General features: G+C 73.1%; 21 protein-coding genes. 11 read left to right on the top strand and 10 right to left on the bottom strand.

Going from position 1 to position 18,708, the window contains the following annotated elements:
* Positions 1 to 56: 56 nt before the first annotated feature.
* Together AB0C35_RS36905 and AB0C35_RS36910 are read left to right on the top strand one after the other, a co-directional pair.
* Positions 57 to 1,151, top strand: a complete 1,095-nt coding sequence (locus AB0C35_RS36905; RefSeq protein ID WP_358466507.1) for an FAD-binding protein — start codon at positions 57 to 59, stop codon at positions 1,149 to 1,151.
* A 68-nt stretch (positions 1,152 to 1,219) separates the two neighbouring features.
* Positions 1,220 to 2,008 carry an alpha/beta hydrolase gene (locus AB0C35_RS36910; protein ID WP_358466509.1) on the top strand — a complete coding sequence of 263 codons (789 nt, stop codon included), beginning with the start codon at positions 1,220 to 1,222 and terminating at the stop codon, positions 2,006 to 2,008.
* Positions 2,009 to 2,274: 266 nt separating this feature from the next.
* Here AB0C35_RS36910 and AB0C35_RS36915 read toward each other — a convergent pair whose 3' ends face one another.
* Positions 2,275 to 2,793, bottom strand: coding sequence for a YbaK/EbsC family protein (locus tag AB0C35_RS36915; protein WP_358466544.1), 519 nt, complete (start codon positions 2,791 to 2,793; stop codon positions 2,275 to 2,277).
* Between the two features lie 112 nt (positions 2,794 to 2,905).
* Between AB0C35_RS36915 and AB0C35_RS36920 the strand changes: the two genes are divergently transcribed.
* The 3 genes from AB0C35_RS36920 to AB0C35_RS36930 are packed head-to-tail and all read left to right on the top strand — an operon-like array spanning position 2,906 to position 6,782.
* Positions 2,906 to 3,610, top strand: coding sequence for a GntR family transcriptional regulator (locus AB0C35_RS36920; protein ID WP_358466511.1), 705 nt, complete (start codon positions 2,906 to 2,908; stop codon positions 3,608 to 3,610).
* The gene (locus AB0C35_RS36925; protein WP_358466513.1) at positions 3,607 to 4,977 is read left to right on the top strand and encodes a hypothetical protein; all 1,371 of its coding nucleotides are present in this window, start codon (positions 3,607 to 3,609) and stop codon (positions 4,975 to 4,977) included. The genes AB0C35_RS36920 and AB0C35_RS36925 overlap by 4 nt, the downstream gene beginning before the upstream one ends.
* Positions 4,974 to 6,782 carry a GMC family oxidoreductase gene (locus AB0C35_RS36930; protein WP_358466515.1) on the top strand — a complete coding sequence of 603 codons (1,809 nt, stop codon included), beginning with the start codon at positions 4,974 to 4,976 and terminating at the stop codon, positions 6,780 to 6,782. Before AB0C35_RS36925 ends, AB0C35_RS36930 begins: the two co-directional genes overlap by 4 nt.
* A gap of 51 nt (positions 6,783 to 6,833) precedes the next feature.
* Here the strand turns inward: AB0C35_RS36930 and fdhA are convergent, their stop codons facing one another.
* From fdhA to AB0C35_RS36950, 4 genes are all read right to left on the bottom strand, one after another.
* The gene (gene fdhA, locus AB0C35_RS36935) at positions 6,834 to 8,048 is read right to left on the bottom strand and encodes a formaldehyde dehydrogenase, glutathione-independent (protein WP_358466517.1); all 1,215 of its coding nucleotides are present in this window, start codon (positions 8,046 to 8,048) and stop codon (positions 6,834 to 6,836) included.
* A 93-nt stretch (positions 8,049 to 8,141) separates the two neighbouring features.
* Positions 8,142 to 8,798: a response regulator transcription factor gene (locus AB0C35_RS36940; protein ID WP_358466519.1), complete on the bottom strand. Its 657-nt coding sequence runs from the start codon at positions 8,796 to 8,798 to the stop codon at positions 8,142 to 8,144.
* A complete protein-coding gene (locus AB0C35_RS36945; protein ID WP_358466521.1) occupies positions 8,789 to 9,961 on the bottom strand; it encodes a histidine kinase in 1,173 nt (390 codons plus the stop codon). The genes AB0C35_RS36940 and AB0C35_RS36945 overlap by 10 nt, the downstream gene beginning before the upstream one ends.
* Complete coding sequence (locus AB0C35_RS36950; RefSeq protein WP_358466546.1) at positions 9,945 to 10,700, bottom strand: DedA family protein; 756 nt, start codon at positions 10,698 to 10,700, stop codon at positions 9,945 to 9,947. The genes AB0C35_RS36945 and AB0C35_RS36950 overlap by 17 nt, the downstream gene beginning before the upstream one ends.
* 260 nt (positions 10,701 to 10,960) lie before the next feature.
* Here AB0C35_RS36950 and AB0C35_RS36955 point away from each other — a divergent pair, with 260 nt between their 5' ends.
* The 3 genes from AB0C35_RS36955 (at position 10,961) to AB0C35_RS36965 (ending at position 12,882) form a co-directional block, all read left to right on the top strand.
* Positions 10,961 to 11,776: an SAM-dependent methyltransferase gene (locus AB0C35_RS36955; RefSeq protein WP_358466523.1), complete on the top strand. Its 816-nt coding sequence runs from the start codon at positions 10,961 to 10,963 to the stop codon at positions 11,774 to 11,776.
* 260 nt (positions 11,777 to 12,036) lie between these two features.
* The gene (locus AB0C35_RS36960) at positions 12,037 to 12,534 is read left to right on the top strand and encodes a hypothetical protein (RefSeq protein ID WP_358466525.1); all 498 of its coding nucleotides are present in this window, start codon (positions 12,037 to 12,039) and stop codon (positions 12,532 to 12,534) included.
* Between the two features lie 159 nt (positions 12,535 to 12,693).
* Positions 12,694 to 12,882 carry a DUF5999 family protein gene (locus AB0C35_RS36965; protein ID WP_358466548.1) on the top strand — a complete coding sequence of 63 codons (189 nt, stop codon included), beginning with the start codon at positions 12,694 to 12,696 and terminating at the stop codon, positions 12,880 to 12,882.
* Positions 12,883 to 12,902: 20 nt separating this feature from the next.
* On the opposite strand, the gene AB0C35_RS36970 is transcribed toward AB0C35_RS36965, so the two are convergent.
* Entirely contained in the window at positions 12,903 to 13,547 is a 645-nt protein-coding gene (locus AB0C35_RS36970; protein ID WP_358466527.1) for a YdcF family protein, read from the bottom strand.
* A gap of 125 nt (positions 13,548 to 13,672) precedes the next feature.
* Between AB0C35_RS36970 and AB0C35_RS36975 the strand changes: the two genes are divergently transcribed.
* Positions 13,673 to 13,957, top strand: a complete 285-nt coding sequence (locus AB0C35_RS36975; RefSeq protein WP_358466528.1) for a hypothetical protein — start codon at positions 13,673 to 13,675, stop codon at positions 13,955 to 13,957.
* A gap of 51 nt (positions 13,958 to 14,008) precedes the next feature.
* Here AB0C35_RS36975 and AB0C35_RS36980 read toward each other — a convergent pair whose 3' ends face one another.
* From AB0C35_RS36980 to AB0C35_RS36990, 3 genes are all read right to left on the bottom strand, one after another.
* Positions 14,009 to 14,794, bottom strand: a complete 786-nt coding sequence (locus AB0C35_RS36980; RefSeq protein WP_358466530.1) for a metalloregulator ArsR/SmtB family transcription factor — start codon at positions 14,792 to 14,794, stop codon at positions 14,009 to 14,011.
* 80 nt (positions 14,795 to 14,874) lie between these two features.
* A complete protein-coding gene (locus AB0C35_RS36985) occupies positions 14,875 to 15,675 on the bottom strand; it encodes an SAM-dependent methyltransferase (RefSeq protein ID WP_358466532.1) in 801 nt (266 codons plus the stop codon).
* 42 nt (positions 15,676 to 15,717) lie between these two features.
* Positions 15,718 to 16,362, bottom strand: coding sequence for a PepSY domain-containing protein (locus AB0C35_RS36990; RefSeq protein WP_358466534.1), 645 nt, complete (start codon positions 16,360 to 16,362; stop codon positions 15,718 to 15,720).
* A gap of 136 nt (positions 16,363 to 16,498) precedes the next feature.
* On the opposite strand from AB0C35_RS36990, the gene AB0C35_RS36995 reads away from it, so the two are divergent.
* The gene (locus AB0C35_RS36995; RefSeq protein ID WP_358466536.1) at positions 16,499 to 17,179 is read left to right on the top strand and encodes a response regulator transcription factor; all 681 of its coding nucleotides are present in this window, start codon (positions 16,499 to 16,501) and stop codon (positions 17,177 to 17,179) included.
* Position 17,180: 1 nt separating this feature from the next.
* The gene (locus AB0C35_RS37000; protein WP_358466538.1) at positions 17,181 to 18,599 is read left to right on the top strand and encodes a HAMP domain-containing sensor histidine kinase; all 1,419 of its coding nucleotides are present in this window, start codon (positions 17,181 to 17,183) and stop codon (positions 18,597 to 18,599) included.
* Here AB0C35_RS37000 and AB0C35_RS37005 read toward each other — a convergent pair.
* Positions 18,592 to 18,708 (bottom strand): acyl-CoA dehydrogenase family protein (locus AB0C35_RS37005; protein WP_358466550.1); only part of this gene is annotated, 117 nt, incomplete at its 5' end. The genes AB0C35_RS37000 and AB0C35_RS37005 overlap by 8 nt on opposite strands.

Below are 18,708 nucleotides of genomic sequence, written 5' to 3' on the forward strand. Positions count from 1 at the left end.
CGGGCGCTGACGGCCTGCGCGGGCGCTGACCGCGGGACGTGCGGCAGGCTGGGGGCATGCGCGACTTCGGCGGGATCGTGGAACGCTCACCCGTCCGCGTGGTCCGGCCCGGATCGGTGAGGGAGGTCGCCGACGCCGTCAGGGAGGCCGACGCGCAGGGCGTGGACGTGGTGCCGCGCGGCTCCGGGCATTCGACGTTCGGCCAGTCCCTCACCGCCGGCGTGTCCCTCGACCTGCGCGGGCTCACCGGCGTCGAGGCGGGGGCGCGGCAGGCGGCCGCCGCCGCGGGCGCGAGCTGGCGGGACGTCCTCGCCGCGACCCTGCCGCACGGCCTGACCCCGCCCGTGCTCACCGACTACCTCGACGTGACGGTCGGCGGGACGATCTCGGCGGGCGGCGTCGGCGGGACGTCGCACGTCCACGGGACGCAGGCCGACAACGTCCTGGCCCTGGACGTCGTGGCCGGCGGCGAGCCGGTGACCTGCTCCCCCGCGGCCCGGCCCGATCTCTTCGACGCGGTCCGCGGCGGGCTCGGCCGGCACGGCGTCATCACGGGGGCGACCCTGCGGCTCGTCCCGGCGCCGGAGCGGGTGCTGTGCTGCACCATCCCCTGCCGGGACGCCGAGGACGTGCTCCGCGTCCAGCGGGAGGTGCGGGCCGACGACGTCTCGGCCCAGGTCAAGCCGTCAGAGGACGGCTGGGTCTTCGAGGCGAAGGCCGTCCTGTACGGGGACGGCCGCGAGCCGCCGCCCGGCACGGCGGAGACCGAGGAGCTCCCCTACATCGACTTCTGCGACCGCATGCGTCCCGACGTGGAGGAGCTGATCGCGCTCGGCGAGTGGGCGCGGCCGCATCCGTGGGGGATGGTGTTCCTGCCCGCGTCCCGCGCCGCCGCCGTGATCGAGTCGACGCTCGCGGCCATGACCCCGGACGGCCTCGGGCTCAGCGGCGTCATCTTGATCAAGGCCCTGCGGATCGGCCACGTCCCGATGCTGAACGCCCTCGGCGATCCCGTCCTGTTCAGCGTGCTGCGGACCGCCTCGCCCGGCCATGCGTCCGTGCCGGAGATGCTCGCCGCCAACCGCGCCCTTCTCGACCGTGCCCGCGCCGTGGGCGGCACCCCTTACGGCGTCGGCTCGATCCCCGTCTGAACGACCGATGAGTTCGGCCCGGCCCACCGGTCTACCCCGCCGAGGACTCTCTGCGGAAGGAGCGGACCATGGACAAGGTGACGTCGGCGGACGGCACGGCCATCGCCTACGACCGGGCGGGTGAGGGCCATCCGGTCGTCATCGTCGGCGGCGCGACCTGCGACCGGCTGATCACCCGGCCGCTCGCGGACGCGCTGGCCGCGCACTTCGACGTGATCAACTACGACCGGCGGGGACGCGGCGACAGCACCGACACGCCTCCGTTCGCCGTCGGCCGCGAGGTCGACGACCTCGCCGCGCTGATCGCGGCGGCGGGCGGCTCGGCGCACGTCTACGGGCACTCGTCGGGCGCCGCGCTCGCCCTGCACGCGGCCGCGCGGGGGCTGCCGATCGACCGGCTCGTCCTGCACGAGCCGCCGTTCAACCCCGACGACGCGCGGCGCATGGCGGAATCACGCCGCCTCGCCGGGGAGATCGACACAGCGGTGGCGGAGGGCCGCCGAGGCGACGTGCTCGCGATGTTCCTGGGCGGGGTGGGCATGCCCCCGGAGATGCTCCAGCAGGTTCGCGAGGATCCGCGGATGCTGGCGCTCGCGCACACCGTCGCCTACGACCTCGCCGCCCTCGGCGTCCATGACCGCGGCGGGACGGTTCCGGCCGAGCTGGCGGCCACCGTGGCCGTGCCCACCCTGGTGCTCGCGGGCGGGGCGAGCCCCGACTGGATGATCGACACCGCCCGCCGGCTCGCGGACGCCCTCAGGGCCGGCCGCCACGAGGTCCTGGACGGGCAGGACCACATCGTCCCGCCGGAGATCCTCGTCCCGGCGTTGCGGACGTTCCTTCAGGCCACTGGATAGGCGGATTGGAAGGCCAGACGCCGGCCGGCGCCGGAGGCGATCCGGTCGCAGACGTCGTCCAGATCCATGAACGCCTCCCACAACGTTCCCCGGACCTGGCGATCAGCTCGGCGGCCGCGTCGTGGACGGTGCGCAGGTCGGCGGCCAGCCGGGGTGGGGCGTCGACGTCCTGCAGCAGCCGGGCGGCCCGTTCAGGCAGCGGCCGGGGGCCGGGGCCGGTCAGCGCGCGGTGGAGGGCGGCGGAGGCCATCCGGACACGGCAGCGGTCAGAGCGCGAGGGCGAGGACCTCGGCGCCGGGAAGGCCGGTGAGGGCCTTGCCCGGCAGGAGGATCTTGGACTTGCGCAGGCCGCTGCCGATGACGACGCGGGAGGCGGCCGCGACGGCCTCGTCCACCAGGACCGGCCAGCCGCCGGGGAGGCCGACCGGCGTGATGCCGCCGTACTCCATGCCGGTCAGCGCGGTCGCCTCCGCCATCGGCGCGAACGACGCCTTCCGGGCGCCGAGGTGCTTGCGGACGACGCCGTTCACGTCGGCGCGGCCGGTGGCGAGGATCATGCACGCCGCGTAGGTGACCTCGCCGCCGCGTTTGGCGGCGACGACCACGCAGTTGGCGCTGACCTCCAGCGGGACGTCGTAGCGCTCGCAGAACGCCGCCGTGTCGGCCAGTTCCGGGTCGATGGCGGCGACCTCCGCCTCCGGCAGGTCCCCGATCGCCGCGGCGACCGGGTCCGCGAGCAGGTCCCGGTGCTCGTTCGCCGGTCCCCAATCGAGCGTGCCGACCATGTGCGCGTCCCCTTCCGTGTTCCGGGTTCCCACCCTGCCACGGTCTTGACGCCGGACGGCGGTCGTGGTCGAGTGGATGAGCCACTAGACCACTGCCACTGAGGAGTCCTGGATGACGTCCACGCCGATCCCCCGCGACACCGTCGTGGACTCCCTCGTCGACCGGCTGCGCGACGACGTGCTGACCGGCCGGTACCCGCCCGGCGCCTACCTGCCGCCCGAGCGCGAGCTGGCCGCCGGCTACGAGGTCACCCGGACGTCGCTGAAGCACGCGATCGTCCGGCTCGCGCAGGCGGGGCTGCTGGAGACGCGGCACGGCGTCGGCACCCGGGTCCGCGACTACGAGCGGCTCGGCGGGCCCGAACTGCTGCCGATGCTGGTCAGCACGGTCGGACCGGCCTGGATGCGGGAGATCTTCGAGGTGCGGCGGGAGGTGGGCGCGCAGGTGGCGGCCAAGGCGGCGGCGAACGCCACGCCCGGGCAGCGCGACCGGCTGCGCGACCTCGCCGCGCGGCTGCGGGACGCGGACGGCGCGGACGCGGCGCAGCTCACCGAGTGCGAGATCCACCGCGTCATCGGCCGCGCGACCGGCAACCGCGTGTACGGGTTCATGGTCAACGCCCTGCTGAACGCCTACATGGCCGTCCGGGAGGGGTTCACGCACGCGTTCGCCGACCCCGCCGCGGCGGCGGACCGCATGGCGCCGCTGATCGACGCGGTGTGCGCCGGCGACGCCGCGCGGGCGCACGCGGCGGCGGCCGCGTACTTCGCCGAGACCGAGGCGATCATGATCACGGAACCGGGGAGGACGCGATGAGCGCGCGGCGCACGGTCTTCAGCGAGGTCATGGAGGGCCCGTTCCGGCTCGCCGGGGAGGACGGCGAACGCTCGCTGCGGCTGGAGCTGTCGGTGGACCTGCCCGAGGTGCTGCGGCCGTGGCGCGACACCGAGGGCGATCTGGCCGGGCGCGTGCACGTCCCCGGCTGGGCCGACGACCGGGCCGCGACGGGACGGCTGCGGGTCGCGCCGCTCACCGCCCGCCGCATCCGCTACACCATGGACTTCGCCGCCGGCGACGGGCGGCGGCTGCGGCTGGACGGCTGGAAGTCGGTCGACCCGCGCCGGCCCGTCCGCTCGATGACGACCCTCCCCGTCACGGTGACGGACGAGGACGGGACCGTGGCCGGGGAGGGCGTGCTGCGTTTCGACCTGCGCCGCGATCTGGTCCGCTTTCTCGCGGGAGCCAGGTTCCCGGGGCCCGATCCGATGCGGTCGCGGTGGCGGGGCAAGGCGGGCCGGCTGGAGGTCTGGTACACGACGTTGACCGACCCGGCGACCGGCACGGGCGTCTGGATCCACCACGAGCTGGTCGCACCGGACGGGGGCGGGGCGCGCACGCACGGCTGGGCCGCCGTCTTCCCGCCCGGCGAGACCCCGGTGTTCGCGCGTTTCGGCCCCTACGGGTGGAGCCGCTCTGAGGACGCCGCGTTCACGGCCGGCCCGGTCGCGCAGACTGATGACAGGCTCACCGGCACTGCGGGCGACATCACGTGGGATCTGCGTGAGACAGGCGGCGGACGGCCGATCCACACGTTCCCGCGCTGGGCGTGGGAGTCGGAACTGCTCCCCGCAGCGCAGATCGTCCCGAAGCCGGTCGCGACGTATGACGGAGAGGTCCGGTTCGGTGGCCGTGTGCTCGCGCTGGACGGCGCCTCCGGCGGTTCCGCCCGCATCTACGGGCACGGCAACGCGCGTCGCTGGGCGTGGCTGCACGCCGATCTCGGCGGCGGCGACGTCTGCGAGATCGTCGCGGCGGTCTCGACCCGGCCGGGCATGAACCGGCTGCCTCCGCTCCCGTTCGTCCGGCTGCGGGTGGACGGCACCGATCTGCCCTCCGGGGATCCGCTGCTGGCGGCTCTGCGGCTGCGGGCCGACATCGGGCTTCCGACCTGGACGGTGCACGGCCGCATCGGGGACCGGCGCATCCGGGTCGAGGTGACACAGCGTCCGGAGGAGAGCGTCGCGGTGGACTACGCCGACCCGGACGGCGCCCCGGCGGTCTGCCACAACTCCGAGCGCGCCGACGTCCGGATCGTCCTGGCCCGGCGGGCGGGACGCGGCTGGGAGACCGAACGGGAATGGCGGCTGGACGGGACCGGGCACGCCGAGGTGGGGCTGCGGTGAGCGCCCTGACGGGAACGGTCGCGACGCTGCTCGGCATCGAGGACGCCGGGGACCTCGCCCGCGTCACCGCGGGCGCCGAGACCATCGCGGGGGCGCTGCCCGCGTCCGCGCGGCTCGGCCTGCGCACCGGCGCGGGGACGCTGGACGTGCTGGCGCGCCTCACCACCGGGCACGCCCTCGACGGCCTGGACGCCGACGGCCGCGACGCCTTCTGCGCGCGGGTCGCCGCACGGCCGTCCACGGCCAGGATCGCCGAGATGATGAAGATCCCGCTGCTGCTGGCCGCCGGGACCGAGCTGCTGCCCGCGCCGCCGCCTCCGCGCGGCCTCGCCCGCCCCGACCCCCCGCTGGACTGCGCACCGTCGGCGCGGTGGCCCGGCTGCACGACCGCCGACGCCGTCGTGATCGGGTCGGGCGCGGGCGGCGCGATGGCGGCCAGGACCCTCGCCCGGCGCGGCATGTCGGTGATCGTCCTGGAGGAGGGGAGGCGGTTCACCTCCCGCGAGTTCCGGGAACGCCCGCCGCTCGAACGCTTCCTCGGCCTGTACCGGGACGGCGGCGCCACCGTCGCGCTCGGCCGGCCGCCCGTGCTGCTGCCCGAGGGCAGGGCGGTCGGCGGCTCGACCGTGGTCAACAGCGGCACCTGCTACCGGACGCCGGAGCACGTCCTGCGGCGGTGGGCGGACGCCGGCGCCCCCGTGGACGGGTTCGGCGCGCGTCTCGACGAGGTGGAGGCCACGCTGCGGGTCGCGCCGCAGCCGATGGGACCGCTCGGCCGCAACGGGCTCCTCGCGCTCGCCGGCGCGGAACGTCTCGGCTGGCGCGCCGCGCCGCTGCGCCGCAACGCGCCGGGCTGCGTGGGCAGCGCGCAGTGCGCCGTCGGATGCCCGCACAACGCCAAGTACGGCGTGCACCTGAACGCGCTGCCGCAGGCGTGTGAGGCCGGTGCCCGCATCGTCACCGAGGCCAGGGCCGAACGGATCCTGGTCGAACGCGGCAAGGCGACCGGTGTGCGCTCGCGCCGCCCGGACGGCACGTTCTTCGAGATCCTCACGCCGCGGGTCGTCGTCGCCGCGGGCGCCACCCAGACGCCCCTGCTCCTGCGCCGCTCCGGCCTCGGCGGGCATCCGGAACTGGGACGCGGCATGGCCGTCCACCCCGCGACGAACATCGCCGGGCGCTTCGCCGAACCGGTCGTGTCGTGGTCCGGCGTCATGCAGAGCGTCGGCATCGAGGAACTGCACGCCGACGGGATCCTCATCGAGGCGACGGCCACCCCGCCCGGCATGAGCTCGTTCCCGCTGCCCGGCCTCGGCCGGAACCTGCGGCGCGAACTCGCGGACGCCGACCGGCTCGCCGTGCTCGGGGCGATGATCGCCGACGCACCGTCCGGCCGCGTGCACGGCGCCCGGCACCGGGCGGTGCTGCGCTACGACCTGGCCAGGGAGGACGCGGCCCGCCTGCGCCGCGCGCTCGTCGCGATGGGCCGGGTGCTGTTCGCCGCCGGGGCCGAGGAGGTCCTCACCGGCCTGGCCCGCCGCCCCGTCGTCAGGGACGAGGCGGAACTGACCCGGGCCGTCGCCATGGCCCCCGCCGCGGACCTGCACCTCGCCGCGTTCCACCCCACCGGCACGGCGAAACTCGGCGCGGACGAGGACAGGGCGCCGGTCGCCCCGTCCGGGCGGCTCCGGGGCGTGCGCGGCGTCCATGTCGCGGACGCGTCCGTCCTGCCGAGCTGCCCCGAGGTGAACCCGCAGCTCACCATCATGGCGATGGCGCTCGGCATCGCCGAGGGGATCGGGTAGCAGGCGGCGGGCCCGCGGGCACGCCCGTCCGCGGGCTCGCCGCGCCGGGGATCAGCCCCCGGCTCCCACCAGGCCGTGCGGGTCGAGGATGTACTTTTCCGCCGCGCCGCGGTCGAACTCGGCGTAGCCCTCGGGCGCCTGGTCGAGCGGGATCACCGACGCGTTGACGTTGCGCGCGACGTCCACCCGGTCGTGCAGGATCGCCATCATCAGCTGCCGGTTGTACTTCATCACCGGGCACTGGCCCGTGACGAAGTAGTGCGACTTGGCCCAGCCGAGGCCGATCCGGATCCCGAGCTGCCCCACCTTGGCGTTCTCGTCCGCCGCGCCCGGGTCGCCCGTGACGTACAGACCCGGGATGCCGAGCCCGCCTGCGGCGCGGGTGATGTCCATCAGCGTGTTGAGGACGGTCGCGGGCTGCTCGCCGGCGGATCCTTCAGGGCCGTGGCCGCGCGCCTCGAACCCGACGCAGTCGACGGCCGCGTCCACCTCCGGGACGCCGAGGATCTGCTCGATCTGCTCCGGCACGTTGTCGTGCCGGGACAGGTCGATCGTCTCGCACCCGAAGCCGCGGGCCTGCTCGAGCCGCCGCGAGTTCATGTCACCGACGATCACGACGGCGGCGCCGAGCAGCAGGCAGGCCGTGGCGCAGGCGAGCCCGACCGGGCCCGCGCCCGCCACGTACACGGTGGAGCCGGTGGTGACGCCCGCCGTGTAGGCGCCGTGGTAACCGGTCGGAAGGATGTCCGACAGCATCGCCAGGTCGGGCAGCTTCGCCATCACGGTGTCGCGGTCGGCGGGGAACTTCAGCAGGTTGAAGTCCGCGTACGGGACGACCGCGTACCGGGCCTGCCCGCCGTGCCAGCCGCCCATGTCGACGTACCCGTACGCCGCGCCCGGACGGGCCCGGTTGACGTTCTCGCACACGCCGGTGTGGCGCTCCTTGCAGTTGCGGCAGCGGCCGCAGGCGATGTTGAACGGGACGCTGACGAGGTCGCCCTGCTTGATGAACTCCACGTCCCTGCCGGTTTCGATCACCTCGCCGGTGATCTCGTGGCCGAGCGTGAGCCCGGCGGGCGCGGTCGTCCGGCCGCGCACCATGTGCTGGTCGGAACCGCAGATGTTGGTGGCCAGTACTTTCAGGATGACGCCGTGCTCCAGCTTGCGGCCGTCCTGTTCGGCCAGTTCAAGCCGGGGGAAGTCCAGGTCCTCGACCGTGACCTTGCCCGGTGCCTGGTACACGACGCCTCGGTTGGTGTCCGCCACGACCTCTCCCTCCACGTTGAGAGTCGGCTCACCTGCAGCCATACCCCGTCCGTGCCCGTTAGTCCGATTTCGCGGCGGCTGTCTGCGAACGGTTCAGCGGGTCGCCGACCCCAGGTACCGCAGGACGGCGAGAACCCGGCGGCTGTACCCGGTCGTGTGCGACAGGTCGAGCTTGTCGAAGATCGCGTTGACGTGCTTCTCCACGGCGCTCTGTGAGATGTGCAGGTTCGCGCCGATCGAGGCGTTGGTATGCCCCTGGGCCATGTTGTCCAGGACTTCCCGCTCGCGCGGGGTCAGCCGGGAAAGGGGGTCGGTCCGCGCGCCGTGCGCGGCCAGCAGCCGGCGCACCACCTCGGGGTCGAACGCGGCGCCGCCCGCACCGACCCGGTCGAGGGCGTCGAGGAACTCGTCCACCTGCGCCACACGGTCCTTCAGCAGATAGCCGACCCCGGTCGTGTCCGCGGTGATCAGCTCGGTGGCGTAGCGCCGCTCCACGTACTGGGACAGGACGAGGACGCCGACGTCCGGCCACCGCCGCCGGATCTCCAGCGCGGCGCGCAGCCCCTCGTCGGTGTGGGTCGGCGGCATCCGGACGTCCACGACGACGACGTCCGGCGGCCCGCCGGCCACCGCCGCGATCAGCGCGTCGCCGTCGCCGACCGCGGCGGCGACATCGTGGCCCTCCTCGGCCAGCAGCCGCACCAGGCCCTCGCGGAGCAGCGTCGAGTCCTCCGCCAGCATCACCCGCACGGCAGCTCCGCGGTGATCACGGTCGGGCCGCCGGGCGGGCTCTCCACGGCGAACGCCCCGTCCAGCGCGGCGACCCTGCGGGCCAGCCCGGCCAGCCCGCCGCCGCCCGGATCGGCTCCCCCGGCCCCGTCGTCCTCGATGCGCACGCGGATCATTGTCGCGGACGCGGCGACGTCCACCAGCACGCGCCCGGCGCCGGAGTGCTTCGCCGCGTTGGTGACGGCCTCGCAGACGACGAAGTAGGCCGCGGTCTCCACCGCGTGCGGGGGCCGCCCGGGCACGTCGTAGCGGATCGCCACCGGCACCGCGGACCGCTCGGCGACCGTCTCCAGCGCCGCCCGCAGCCCCTCGCCGTCCAGCGCCGCCGGGTACACCCGCCAGGCGACCTCCCGGAGGTCGGCAAGGGCCCGCTGGGACTCCTCGTGCGCCTGCTTCAGCAGCTCGGCGGCCCGGTCCGGTGCGCCGGCCCGGCGGGCCCGGCCGATCAGCATGCCGAGCGCCACCAGCCGCTGCTGGACGCCGTCGTGCAGGTCACGCTCTATGCGGCGGCGTTCGTCGTCCACCGCGTCCACCACCTGCGCCCGGGTGACCGACAGCTGGGTGATCCGGCGCTCGTACTCCTCCAGCGGGCTCGGGCCCAGGCAGCGCCGCGCCACGCCCTTCTCCAGCGCCGCGACCCCGACCAGGCCCTGCGCGGCCAGGAACAGCAGCACCAGGCCGGCGACGGCGGTGTAGAGGACGATCCACAAGCTCGGCGGGATGCCGTCCATGTACTCGCCCGTGACCCACCAGCCGAGGGCCAGCCGCACCCCGGCCGCCGCACCGTAGACGATCAGGAGCAGGATCACCCCGCCGAGCAGCCCGACCGGGACGCGCAGGACGAGGTAGGCCAGCGCCTTCAGCGGGCCGTACTCGGCGGGCCGGTCCTCCCCCAGGAACCTCCTGAGCCTCCACCGCTCCAGCTCGGTCACGGCCTGCGCGACCTCGGCGACGACCGCCGGGACCGTCCGCTGCCCGCGGGAGAAGGCGAGCGAGTAGGCCATCAGGAGCGCCGCCACCGCCAGCAGCGCCAGCTCCGCACCCGCGGTGAACGCGCCCAGCAGGAGCCCGGCCGCGGCCCGCGCGACGGCGCGCGGCCCGCGGGCGTCAGTAGATGCGATCACGTTCGAATTCTCTTGTCCCCGCCCTGTACGTCCCAGGCCCGTGCGTTCCCTGCCGATGTGCGCCCGCCTGCCGTTCTCCCGCGCCCTGGCGCTGCTTCGCGTCCCGGCGCGCCTTCACGATACGCACGGCGGCGAACGCCGCGGCTCCCAGCGCGACGAGAGCCAGCACCGCCTTGGAGTACACGCCCGCGTACTCCTCGACCGTCCGCCAGTTGTCGCCGAGCCCGTACCCGGCCAGGACGAACGCCGTGTTCCACAGCAGGCTGCCGAGCGTCGTGTAGAGCAGGAACATCGCCGGCCGCATGCGCTCCACCCCCGCCGGGATGGAGATCAGGCTGCGGAAGATCGGGATCATCCGGCCGAAGAACACCGCCTTGCCGCCGTGCCGCGCGAACCACGCCTCCGTCCGGTCCAGGTCGTCGAGTTTGACCAGCGGCAGCCGGGCCACGAGCGCGCGGATCCGGTCCCGTCCGATCAGCGCCCCGATCCCGTAGAGGACCAGCGCCCCGGCGACGCTCCCGATCGTCGTCCACACGAGCGCCGCCGTCAGGCTCATCCTTCCCTGCGCGGCCGTGAACCCGGCCAGCGGCAGGATCACCTCGCTCGGAAGCGGCGGGAACAGGTTCTCCAGCGCGATCGCCAGCCCCGCGCCGGGGGCGCCGAGCCGGTCCATCAAGTCGGTCGCCCACCCGGCGATGCCGCCGGTGGGCCCTTCTCCCGACGCCACGCGGTACGTCATTTCGATCATGTCCGCAACGCTAGGAATCGGCTGACCTTGTCACCATGGAGAACGCCACCCGCTCATGCGGCCGGATCCCGCACTCCGACCCTGCGGAAAACCGCAGCGGGGCCGGCCGAGATGGCGGGAAAGAGCTGCCCGCCAGCGCGAACCGCCGTAATCTTGGAGATCCCCACATCCGCCGCGGCACAGCGCCGACCGTCCGCCGGCCCCCACCCGCCGCCAGCCCCCGCCCGCCGCCAGTCAAAGGAGCCGCCCGCGTGGACGACGACCTCCCCGAGAGCGCGCCCCCCGGCATCGATCCCTCCACCCCCACCTTCGCGCGCGTCTACGACTACTTCCTCGGCGGCAAGGACAACTTCGCCGCCGACCGCGAGGTGGCCGACATGGTGATGCAGCTCGTGCCCGAGGCTCCCGTGGTGGCGAAGGGCAACCGCGTCGCGATCGAACGGGCCGTGACGTACATGGCCGCGGAACTCGGCATCGACCAGTTCGTCGACATCGGGTCGGGTCTGCCCACGTCGTCCAACGTGCATCAGTTCGCCCGGGCCGCGAACCCGGGCGCGCGGGTCGTCTACGTCGACAACGACCCGATCGTGCTGGCGCACGGGCGGGCCCTGCTCACCGAGACGGGCGTCGCGACGTTCATCCAGGGCGACCTGTACGAGCCGGAGAAGATCTTCACCGACCCCGCGCTGACCCGGCTGCTCGATCTGTCGCGCCCGGTGGGGGTCGTGCTGGCCGCGATCATCCACCACGTGCCGGACGAACGGGACCCCGCGGGCGTCGTCCGGGCGCTGCAGCCGTTCCTGTCGTCCGGCAGCCACATCATGCTGACGCACCTGCACGACGCCGGGAACGACCCTCGCGTCGAGGAGGCCAAGCGCATCCTCCAGTCGGGGCTGGGCGGCTCCTACTTCCGCCACTCCTCGGAGATCGAGCGCTTCATGGAGGGGCTCACGGTTCTCGAACCCGGTGTGGCGCACGTGACCGAGTGGCGGCCGGACGGGCCGGCGGGTCCGCTCGAGCATCCCCTGCACACCCAGATGGTGGCCGTCCTGGGCCGCAAGGACTGATCGGCCGATTCAGCGCAGAGTGAAACTTGCACCGGCGGGGCCGCGCCGTGCGTGAGGCCCGAGCCCCCGGTTCCCGCAGGCAGCACCGGTTCTGGACGATGTTCGACCCGGGTTTCGGACACGGTGGTCCACATGATCCGGGTAAAGGATCTTTTTGATCGACTTTTCCGTTGTTGGGCCTTTCTTGTAGCGTTCGCAGCGTTTTGTGAAGTGAATTCATGATCGGATTTCCCGCCACAAGATCATGTAAGGACGCCGCGATGCCCATGGCGACTGGCCTGGCCGCGGCCGCGCTCCTCGGCCTGCTGACGCTCCTGGCCACCGCGCGGCACGGCAGGCGCCGACACCGCCCGGAGAAGGAGCACCCCGAGTCCCTGACGGCCGTCCTGGGGCCGGGGGACGAGGAGTACCTCGCCTGGCTGGCCGACCATCACTGGCCGGGCGACGAGTACCTCGATCTCGAGTACGAGTGGATCGGCGAACTGGAGCTCACCGACCCCGGCGGGCACTACGTCTCCCCGCTGTGCCCCCAGTGCAACCTGCGGCGGGAGGACGTCTGGCCGTGCCCCGCCTGCGGCCGGCTCCTGCACTCGTCCTGCGGGCACGGCATGCGGCGCAGGAGGGTCGACCGCCCGTACCGCACCCACGGCACCAACTCCGAGGCGGTCATCGGCGAGTGGGTCTGCAAGGGCTGCGCCTGTGTCGTCGGCCTGGACGTGGACCACGGCGACGAGCCGGACAGCGGTCTCTTGCACTGAATGTGGCCAGTTGCCCGGACTTGTCCGGCTTCACACGTACCGAACAGTAAAGAATTCCCCATCCACTTGCATATTTCGGACGTGCGACGGCAGGCTGCATCTATGTCCTTAATCACTGGGACACCGTGGAGGAAACCCGTGACCGCTCAACCCGACTCGATCTGCACACACGAGCCGCACTGTCCTACGCCGGACGACGTGGACCGCGAGGCCGCGCGCACCGTCGCCAGCCACCCCGAGCAGGGATGGAGCCTTCTCTGCAACGGCATCGTCGTCTTCGAGGACACGGGCGAACTGCTGCCCGACGGCCGGGTGATCGATCCGCACCGTCCCACGACGGCCGCCTGACCCGTCACCCGAGCACGTGATCACCTGATCACGTGCCGGTCGAATCCCAGCCGCGCAAGCTCCTCGTACGCCGCCCAGGCCGCCGCCGGGACGGGCACGGGCACCTGGAAGCCCCGGTCCGCGTAGACGACCATCCGCTGCAGGTCGCCCACCATCAGCTCGATGAACTGCCGCTCGTCCCCGCCGAACGCGTCGAACCCGATCTCGGGAGCCGAGGCGGCCCAGCGCACTCCCGGCCATTGGCGCCGCGCCGTGGCGAGCGCCCTGCGCGTCATGTAAGGCTTGGCGACCAGGATCCCGCTCCCCACCGCGACGCCGCGCTCCCCCAGCAGCCGCCGCGTCGCGGTGACGTTCTCCCCCGTGTTCGCCGCCGTCTCCTCAAGCAGCAGCGCCCGCCCGGGCACCCCGTGCTCGCGCACGACCCGCCCGAACACCCGTGCCTCCGTTTCGTCCCAGGACGAGGTGATCTTCCCGCGCCCGCCCGAGACGACCACCAGCGGCGCCCATCCTTCGTGCCAAAGCCTGGCCGCGTGCACCGCCACCCGCGTGTCGTGGCACCCCAGCGCGAGGATCACGTCAGCCTTGAAGAGGGGACCGGACAGGACGAGATGGTCCCAGATGATCCTGGCCAGCTCGCGCGCACGCGCGTCGACGGGAGACTCCACGGGGCCATTGTCACCGGCGGTCAGCATGTCGGCCTCCCATCCGATCGGTCATCCCGATAACGTTCAACTGTTTTGCTACTTACGCAAGAATCATGTGGAACTCGACCGTGAAAGGACGGTGTGGTGTGATCACGGTGCTGGTCCTCGTGTCACTGGTCGCCCTGTTCGGCCTCTGCCTGCCGAACCTGCTCCGTCCCATGCCCGCCGGACTCGACCGAGACCCGCCCCCCGAGCCGCCCCCGCAGGCCCCCGCCGTCCACCCGGAGTCGATGACCGCCGAACTCGACCCCGGCGAGGAGGAGTACCTCGCCTTCCTCGCCGACGCGCTCTGGCCCGAGGACGAGTACGCCGAACTGGAGCACACCACGGACGGCGAGGAAGAATCCGGCGGCAGCGACATGCTGCTGTGACTGCGTCGCGTCCGCGCGCGAGGCGACGTCGGGGGGATGGCCGGACGGACGTCAGCCGGCGGGGGCCGGGAGGGGCTCGCCGGTCTCCAGGAGGGTCTTGACGCCGGACATGATGGCCGGCCAGCCGTGGCGGGACATGCCGAGCAGGACGTCGCCCGCCTCATGGACGACCGTCAGCTTGACGGTCTCCCCCGCCGGCTCGATCTCGAAGGTCACCTTGGAGCGGGGCTCGGCGAGGAGCATGGCGCGGGTCTCCTCGTCCACGCCGACGGACGCGGCCCACTCCGGCGTGAACGTGTGCCAGGTGTAGGAGAGGCGGCGGCCGGGCTCGGCTTCGAGGACGACCTGCTCAGGATCGGCCGTCGTCGTGCCCTCCTCATGCCAGGTGATCGTGGATCCGGGCTTCCAGTCCGTCTCGAAGGCCACGCCCCAGTACCGGCGGGTGAAGCCCGGGTCGGTCAGCGCCTGCCAGAGGCGCTCCGGCGTGGTCTTGATGTAGGTCGTGTAGATGAAGTCGTTCATGGCCATCGGGGTCTGCTCCAATGCGGTCTGCAGGTCGGCGAGCGCACGGGCCCGCTGCCGGTCGTACCGGCTCATCCAGCGGTCGGCGATGGCGTTGATCGGGGCGGCGTTGAGGTAGTGGAGCTTCTCGCGTCCACGGCGCACGGTCGTCACGAGGTCCGCGGCCTCAAGGACCGCGAGGTGCTTGCTGACCGACTGCCGGGTCATGTCCAGCCCGGTGCACAGCTCCCGGAGGGTCTGCCCGTTGCGGGTGTTCAGGCTGTCCAGCAGACGGCGCCGGCTCGTGTCGGCCAGCGCCTTGAAGACCTCGTTCATACACCGTCCCGATATGCAGCCATCTGGTTGCCTGTAAAGATAGGCAACCAGATGGGTGCATGTCAAGGGCGGGCGCCAGGCTAGGGCTTGCGGCCCACGGCGCCGAACGCGTCCACCGCTTCCGGCTCGCCTCCGGGCGCGTCCGGACGCCAGTGCGTCACGGGGACCACACCGGGCTCCTGGATCTCCAGGCCGTCGAAGAACCGCTCGATCTGCTCGGGCGTCCGCAGGACGAGCTGCGCGTTGCCCGAGGCGTTCCAGACCTCGACGATCCGGTCGGACGTCTCGCCGTGAATGACGTTCGTCCCGTCGAACATGGCGAGGTAGCTCCCCGAGGGCAGCGCGTCCAGCAGGCGCCCCACGATCGCGTACGCTTCATCGTCGTCGGGGACGAATTCCAGAACGCCCATGAGCGTCAGCGCGATCGGCCGGCTGAAGTCCAGCGTCTCGGCGGCGGCCTCCAGAATGCGGGCGGGGTCGCGCAGGTCGGCGTGGACATACGTGGTCATGCCCTCGGGGGTGCTGGTGAGCAGCATCTTCGCGTGCTCCAGGACGAGCGGGTCGTGGTCGACGTAGACGATCCTCGACTCGGGCGCCGCGCGCTGGGCGACCTCGTGCGTGTTGTCCACCGTGGGCAGGCCCGTCCCGATGTCGATGAACTGGCGGACGCCCGCCTCGGCGGCCAGGTGCCAGACGACGCGGTTGAGGAACAGCCGGCTGGCGCGCGCCAGCCGCGCCACGTCGGGCAGCATCCCGAGGATCTGGTCGCCGACCTCCCGGTCCACCGGATAGTTGTCCTTGCCGCCCAGCCAGTAGTTCCAGATGCGCGCCACGTGGGAGACGCTCGTGTCGATGGCGGGGCCAGGGCCGTCCTTCTTCATACGCACCCTCCCTCACCCCGTTCCTTCCCACCCCGGGGACCGTCAGTCGTCGTCGCGGTCGTCGTCGCCGTCATCGTCGTGGTCCGCCAGGACCTTCGCGGTCGCAGCGTCCACGATGAGCTCGCGCTCGTTCCCGTCCGGGCCGGTGACCTCGACCTCCCAGACGGCCTTGCCGCCGTCCTCGTCGAACTCGACGGACGTCACGGTGCCCGGCGCGGCCCTCAGCGCGGCGCCGGCGGCGTCCGACGCGGTGACCTTCGCCTTCCGCAGCGCGGCGGCCTCGTCCCGGTCGTCGTCATCGCCGTCGTCCGCGCGGTTGGACAGGACCCTGCCGTTCTCGGAGTGGACGGTCACGTCCCGCCATCCGCCGTCCTTCGCCAGGACGTCGATCTCCCAGACGCCGTCGTCGAGGTCGATCTCCTCGATCTCGCCGGGAACCGCCTTCAGCGCCGCGGCCGCCGCCTCCACCGCCGTGACGGGGGTGACGGGTGCGCCGGACGGCCGGGCGGAGGCCCCGTCGTCGGAGGGCGACGGGCTTGCGGTCGGGGCCGTGCCCTGCCCGCCGCGCGGACCGTCGTCGTTCGCGGCGGCGACCGCCGTGGCCCCGCCGCCCGCGAGGACCCCCGCGGCGACCACCGTCACCAGCAGCCCGCGTCCCGTGAACATGCGCCGTACGTCGATACTCATCGAACCCCCACCTCCGGGTGCCGCATCCGGCGGCCGGCGATCCGGCCCCGTACGACCTCCACCATGCTGAGGGTTCCTGTAGCGGACCTGAAGTAACCTGAAGCCGTCTTCAGGTCGGGTTTGGCAGTCTGTGCACATGCGCCTGCTGATCGTGGAGGACGAGAAGCGCCTGGCCAGGTCCCTCGCGCAGGGGCTGACGGCCGAGGGGTTCGTGGTCGAGACCGTCCACGACGGCGCCGAGGGACTCCATCGGGCGCTCGGCGGGGAGTTCGACCTGATCATTCTCGACATCATGCTGCCCGGAATGAACGGATACCGGGTGTGCGCGGAACTGCGCGCGGCGGGCGACGACACGCCGATCCTGATGCTGACCGCCAAGGACGGCGAGTACGACGAGGCCGAGGGCCTGGACACGGGCGCCGACGACTATCTCACCAAGCCGTTCTCGTACGTGGTGCTGGTCGCCCGTGTCCGTGCGCTGCTGCGCCGCCGGACGCGAGGCGCGGCCCCGGACATCATGCTGGGCGACCTCACCGTGGACCCGGCGGCGCGGAGGGTCTTCCGGGGGGACGTGGAGGTGGAGCTGACGGCCAAGGAGTTCGCCGTGCTGGAGCATCTGGCGTCGAACGCGGGCCAGGTGGTGTCGAAGGCGCAGATAATGCAGGCGGTCTGGGATCTCGCCTACGACGGCGACCCCAACATCGTCGAGGTGTACGTGAGCGCGCTGCGCCGCAAGCTCGACGTCCCGTTCGGGCGCAGGTCCATCTCGACGGTGCGCGGGGCGGGATACCGGCTGGCCCGGGACGGGGGCGCCTGACGTGGGCCGTCGCCTGTCGTCGGTCCGGGCGCGGACGACCGTGGGCGCGACCGCCGTGGTGGCCGGCGCGCTGATCGTGGCGGGCCTCGCGGTCGTGCTGCTGCTGCGCGCCAGCCTCGGCGGGCAGGCCGATCTGAGGGCGGAGGTGACCGCACGGGACGTCGCGGCGCAGCTCGCGACGGGCACCCCCTACGCGAACCTCGACCTGCCGGACGGCGAAGACCATCCGGTCCAGGTCGTCGACGAGGACGGGAGGGTGCTGGCGGCCAGCGAGGACCTGGAGGCTATCGAGGGGACCGGCTCCCCCGGGGTGCGGCCCGCCCGGCCGGCGCCGGACCGCGATGACGATGACGATGACGACGGCGACGACCCCGGACGCGGTGAGGTGGAGGACGGGGACCCGCGCCTGACCACCGGCGCCGCGACCGTGGACGGCCGCACCGCCGACTACCGGTTCGCGGCCGTCGAGGCGACGACCCCGCGGGACGAGACCGTCACCGTGTACGCGGGCGCGGACCTCGCCGCGGCCCGGGACGCGGTCGGCACCGCCACCCGGGCGATGCTCGCGGGCCTGCCGCTGCTGCTGGCCGTCGTCGCGGGCGTGACGTGGCTGGTCACCCGGCGTGCGCTGCGTCCGGTGGAGGCCGTCCGTGCGGAGCTCGCCGAGATCACCGCGGCGGGCGACCTCGTCCGCCGGGTCCCCGTCCCGGACTCGGGGGACGAGATCGCCAGGCTGGCGGACACCACGAACGAGACCCTCGCCCGGCTGCAGGAGTCGGCGGCGCAGCAGCGCGGGTTCGTCGCGGACGCGTCACACGAGCTGCGGAGCCCGATCGCGTCGCTGCGCACTCAACTGGAGGTCGCGGCGGCGCATCCGGAGCTGCTGGACGTCGACGGGCTCGTCGAGGACGTCGTCAGGCTCCAGCACCTCGCCGCCGACCTGCTGCTGCTCGCCCGCCTCGACGCCGGGGACCGTGCGCCGGAGCAGTCCGTCGCGCTCGGCCGGCTCATCCGGGACGAGGTGGGGCGCCGCACGGCCGACCGGATTCCCGTGGGGCTGTCGGTCGAGGCGGATCCCCACGTCACGGGCGTGCCGCAGCGGCTGTCGCGGGTCATCGGCAACCTGCTCGACAACGCGGAGAGGCATGCGGGCGAGGTCGTCCGGCTGTCGCTGCGCGAGGAGGCGGGCGCGGCGGTGGTGCGGGTCGCCGACGACGGCCCGGGGGTGCCGCCCGCCGACCGCGAACGGATCTTCGAGCGGTTCGTGCGGCTGGACGACGCCCGCAGCCGGGACGAGGGCGGGGCGGGTCTCGGCCTGGCCATCGCCAGGGACCTGGTGGTCGCGCACGGCGGGGGCATCACCGTCGGCGAGGCCCCCGAGGGCGGCGCGCTGTTCGAGGTGCGGCTGCCGGCTACTTGAGGAGCTGGCGGGCGATGACCATGCGCTGGATCTGGTTGGTGCCCTCGTAGATCTGGGTGATCTTGGCGTCGCGCATCATCCGCTCCACCGGGAACTCCCGCGTGTACCC

Origin of the sequence: Spirillospora sp. NPDC048819 (genome assembly GCF_040650055.1) — a bacterium.
GTDB lineage: Bacteria > Actinomycetota > Actinomycetes > Streptosporangiales > Streptosporangiaceae > Spirillospora.

Excerpts from the sequence above, each read along its gene's own strand:
- AB0C35_RS36905 (WP_358466507.1), top strand. The coding sequence starts at position 57 with ATGCGCGACTTCGGCGGGATCGTGGAACGCTCACCCGTCCGCGTGGTC.
- AB0C35_RS36910 (WP_358466509.1), top strand. The coding sequence starts at position 1,220 with ATGGACAAGGTGACGTCGGCGGACGGCACGGCCATCGCCTACGACCGG.
- AB0C35_RS36915 (WP_358466544.1), bottom strand. The coding sequence starts at position 2,793 with ATGGTCGGCACGCTCGATTGGGGACCGGCGAACGAGCACCGGGACCTG.
- AB0C35_RS36920 (WP_358466511.1), top strand. The coding sequence starts at position 2,906 with ATGACGTCCACGCCGATCCCCCGCGACACCGTCGTGGACTCCCTCGTC.
- AB0C35_RS36925 (WP_358466513.1), top strand. The coding sequence starts at position 3,607 with ATGAGCGCGCGGCGCACGGTCTTCAGCGAGGTCATGGAGGGCCCGTTC.
- AB0C35_RS36950 (WP_358466546.1), bottom strand. The coding sequence starts at position 10,700 with ATGACGTACCGCGTGGCGTCGGGAGAAGGGCCCACCGGCGGCATCGCC.
- AB0C35_RS36960 (WP_358466525.1), top strand. The coding sequence starts at position 12,037 with ATGCCCATGGCGACTGGCCTGGCCGCGGCCGCGCTCCTCGGCCTGCTG.
- AB0C35_RS36980 (WP_358466530.1), bottom strand. The coding sequence starts at position 14,794 with ATGAACGAGGTCTTCAAGGCGCTGGCCGACACGAGCCGGCGCCGTCTG.
- AB0C35_RS36985 (WP_358466532.1), bottom strand. The coding sequence starts at position 15,675 with ATGAAGAAGGACGGCCCTGGCCCCGCCATCGACACGAGCGTCTCCCAC.
- AB0C35_RS36990 (WP_358466534.1), bottom strand. The coding sequence starts at position 16,362 with ATGAGTATCGACGTACGGCGCATGTTCACGGGACGCGGGCTGCTGGTG.
- AB0C35_RS36995 (WP_358466536.1), top strand. The coding sequence starts at position 16,499 with ATGCGCCTGCTGATCGTGGAGGACGAGAAGCGCCTGGCCAGGTCCCTC.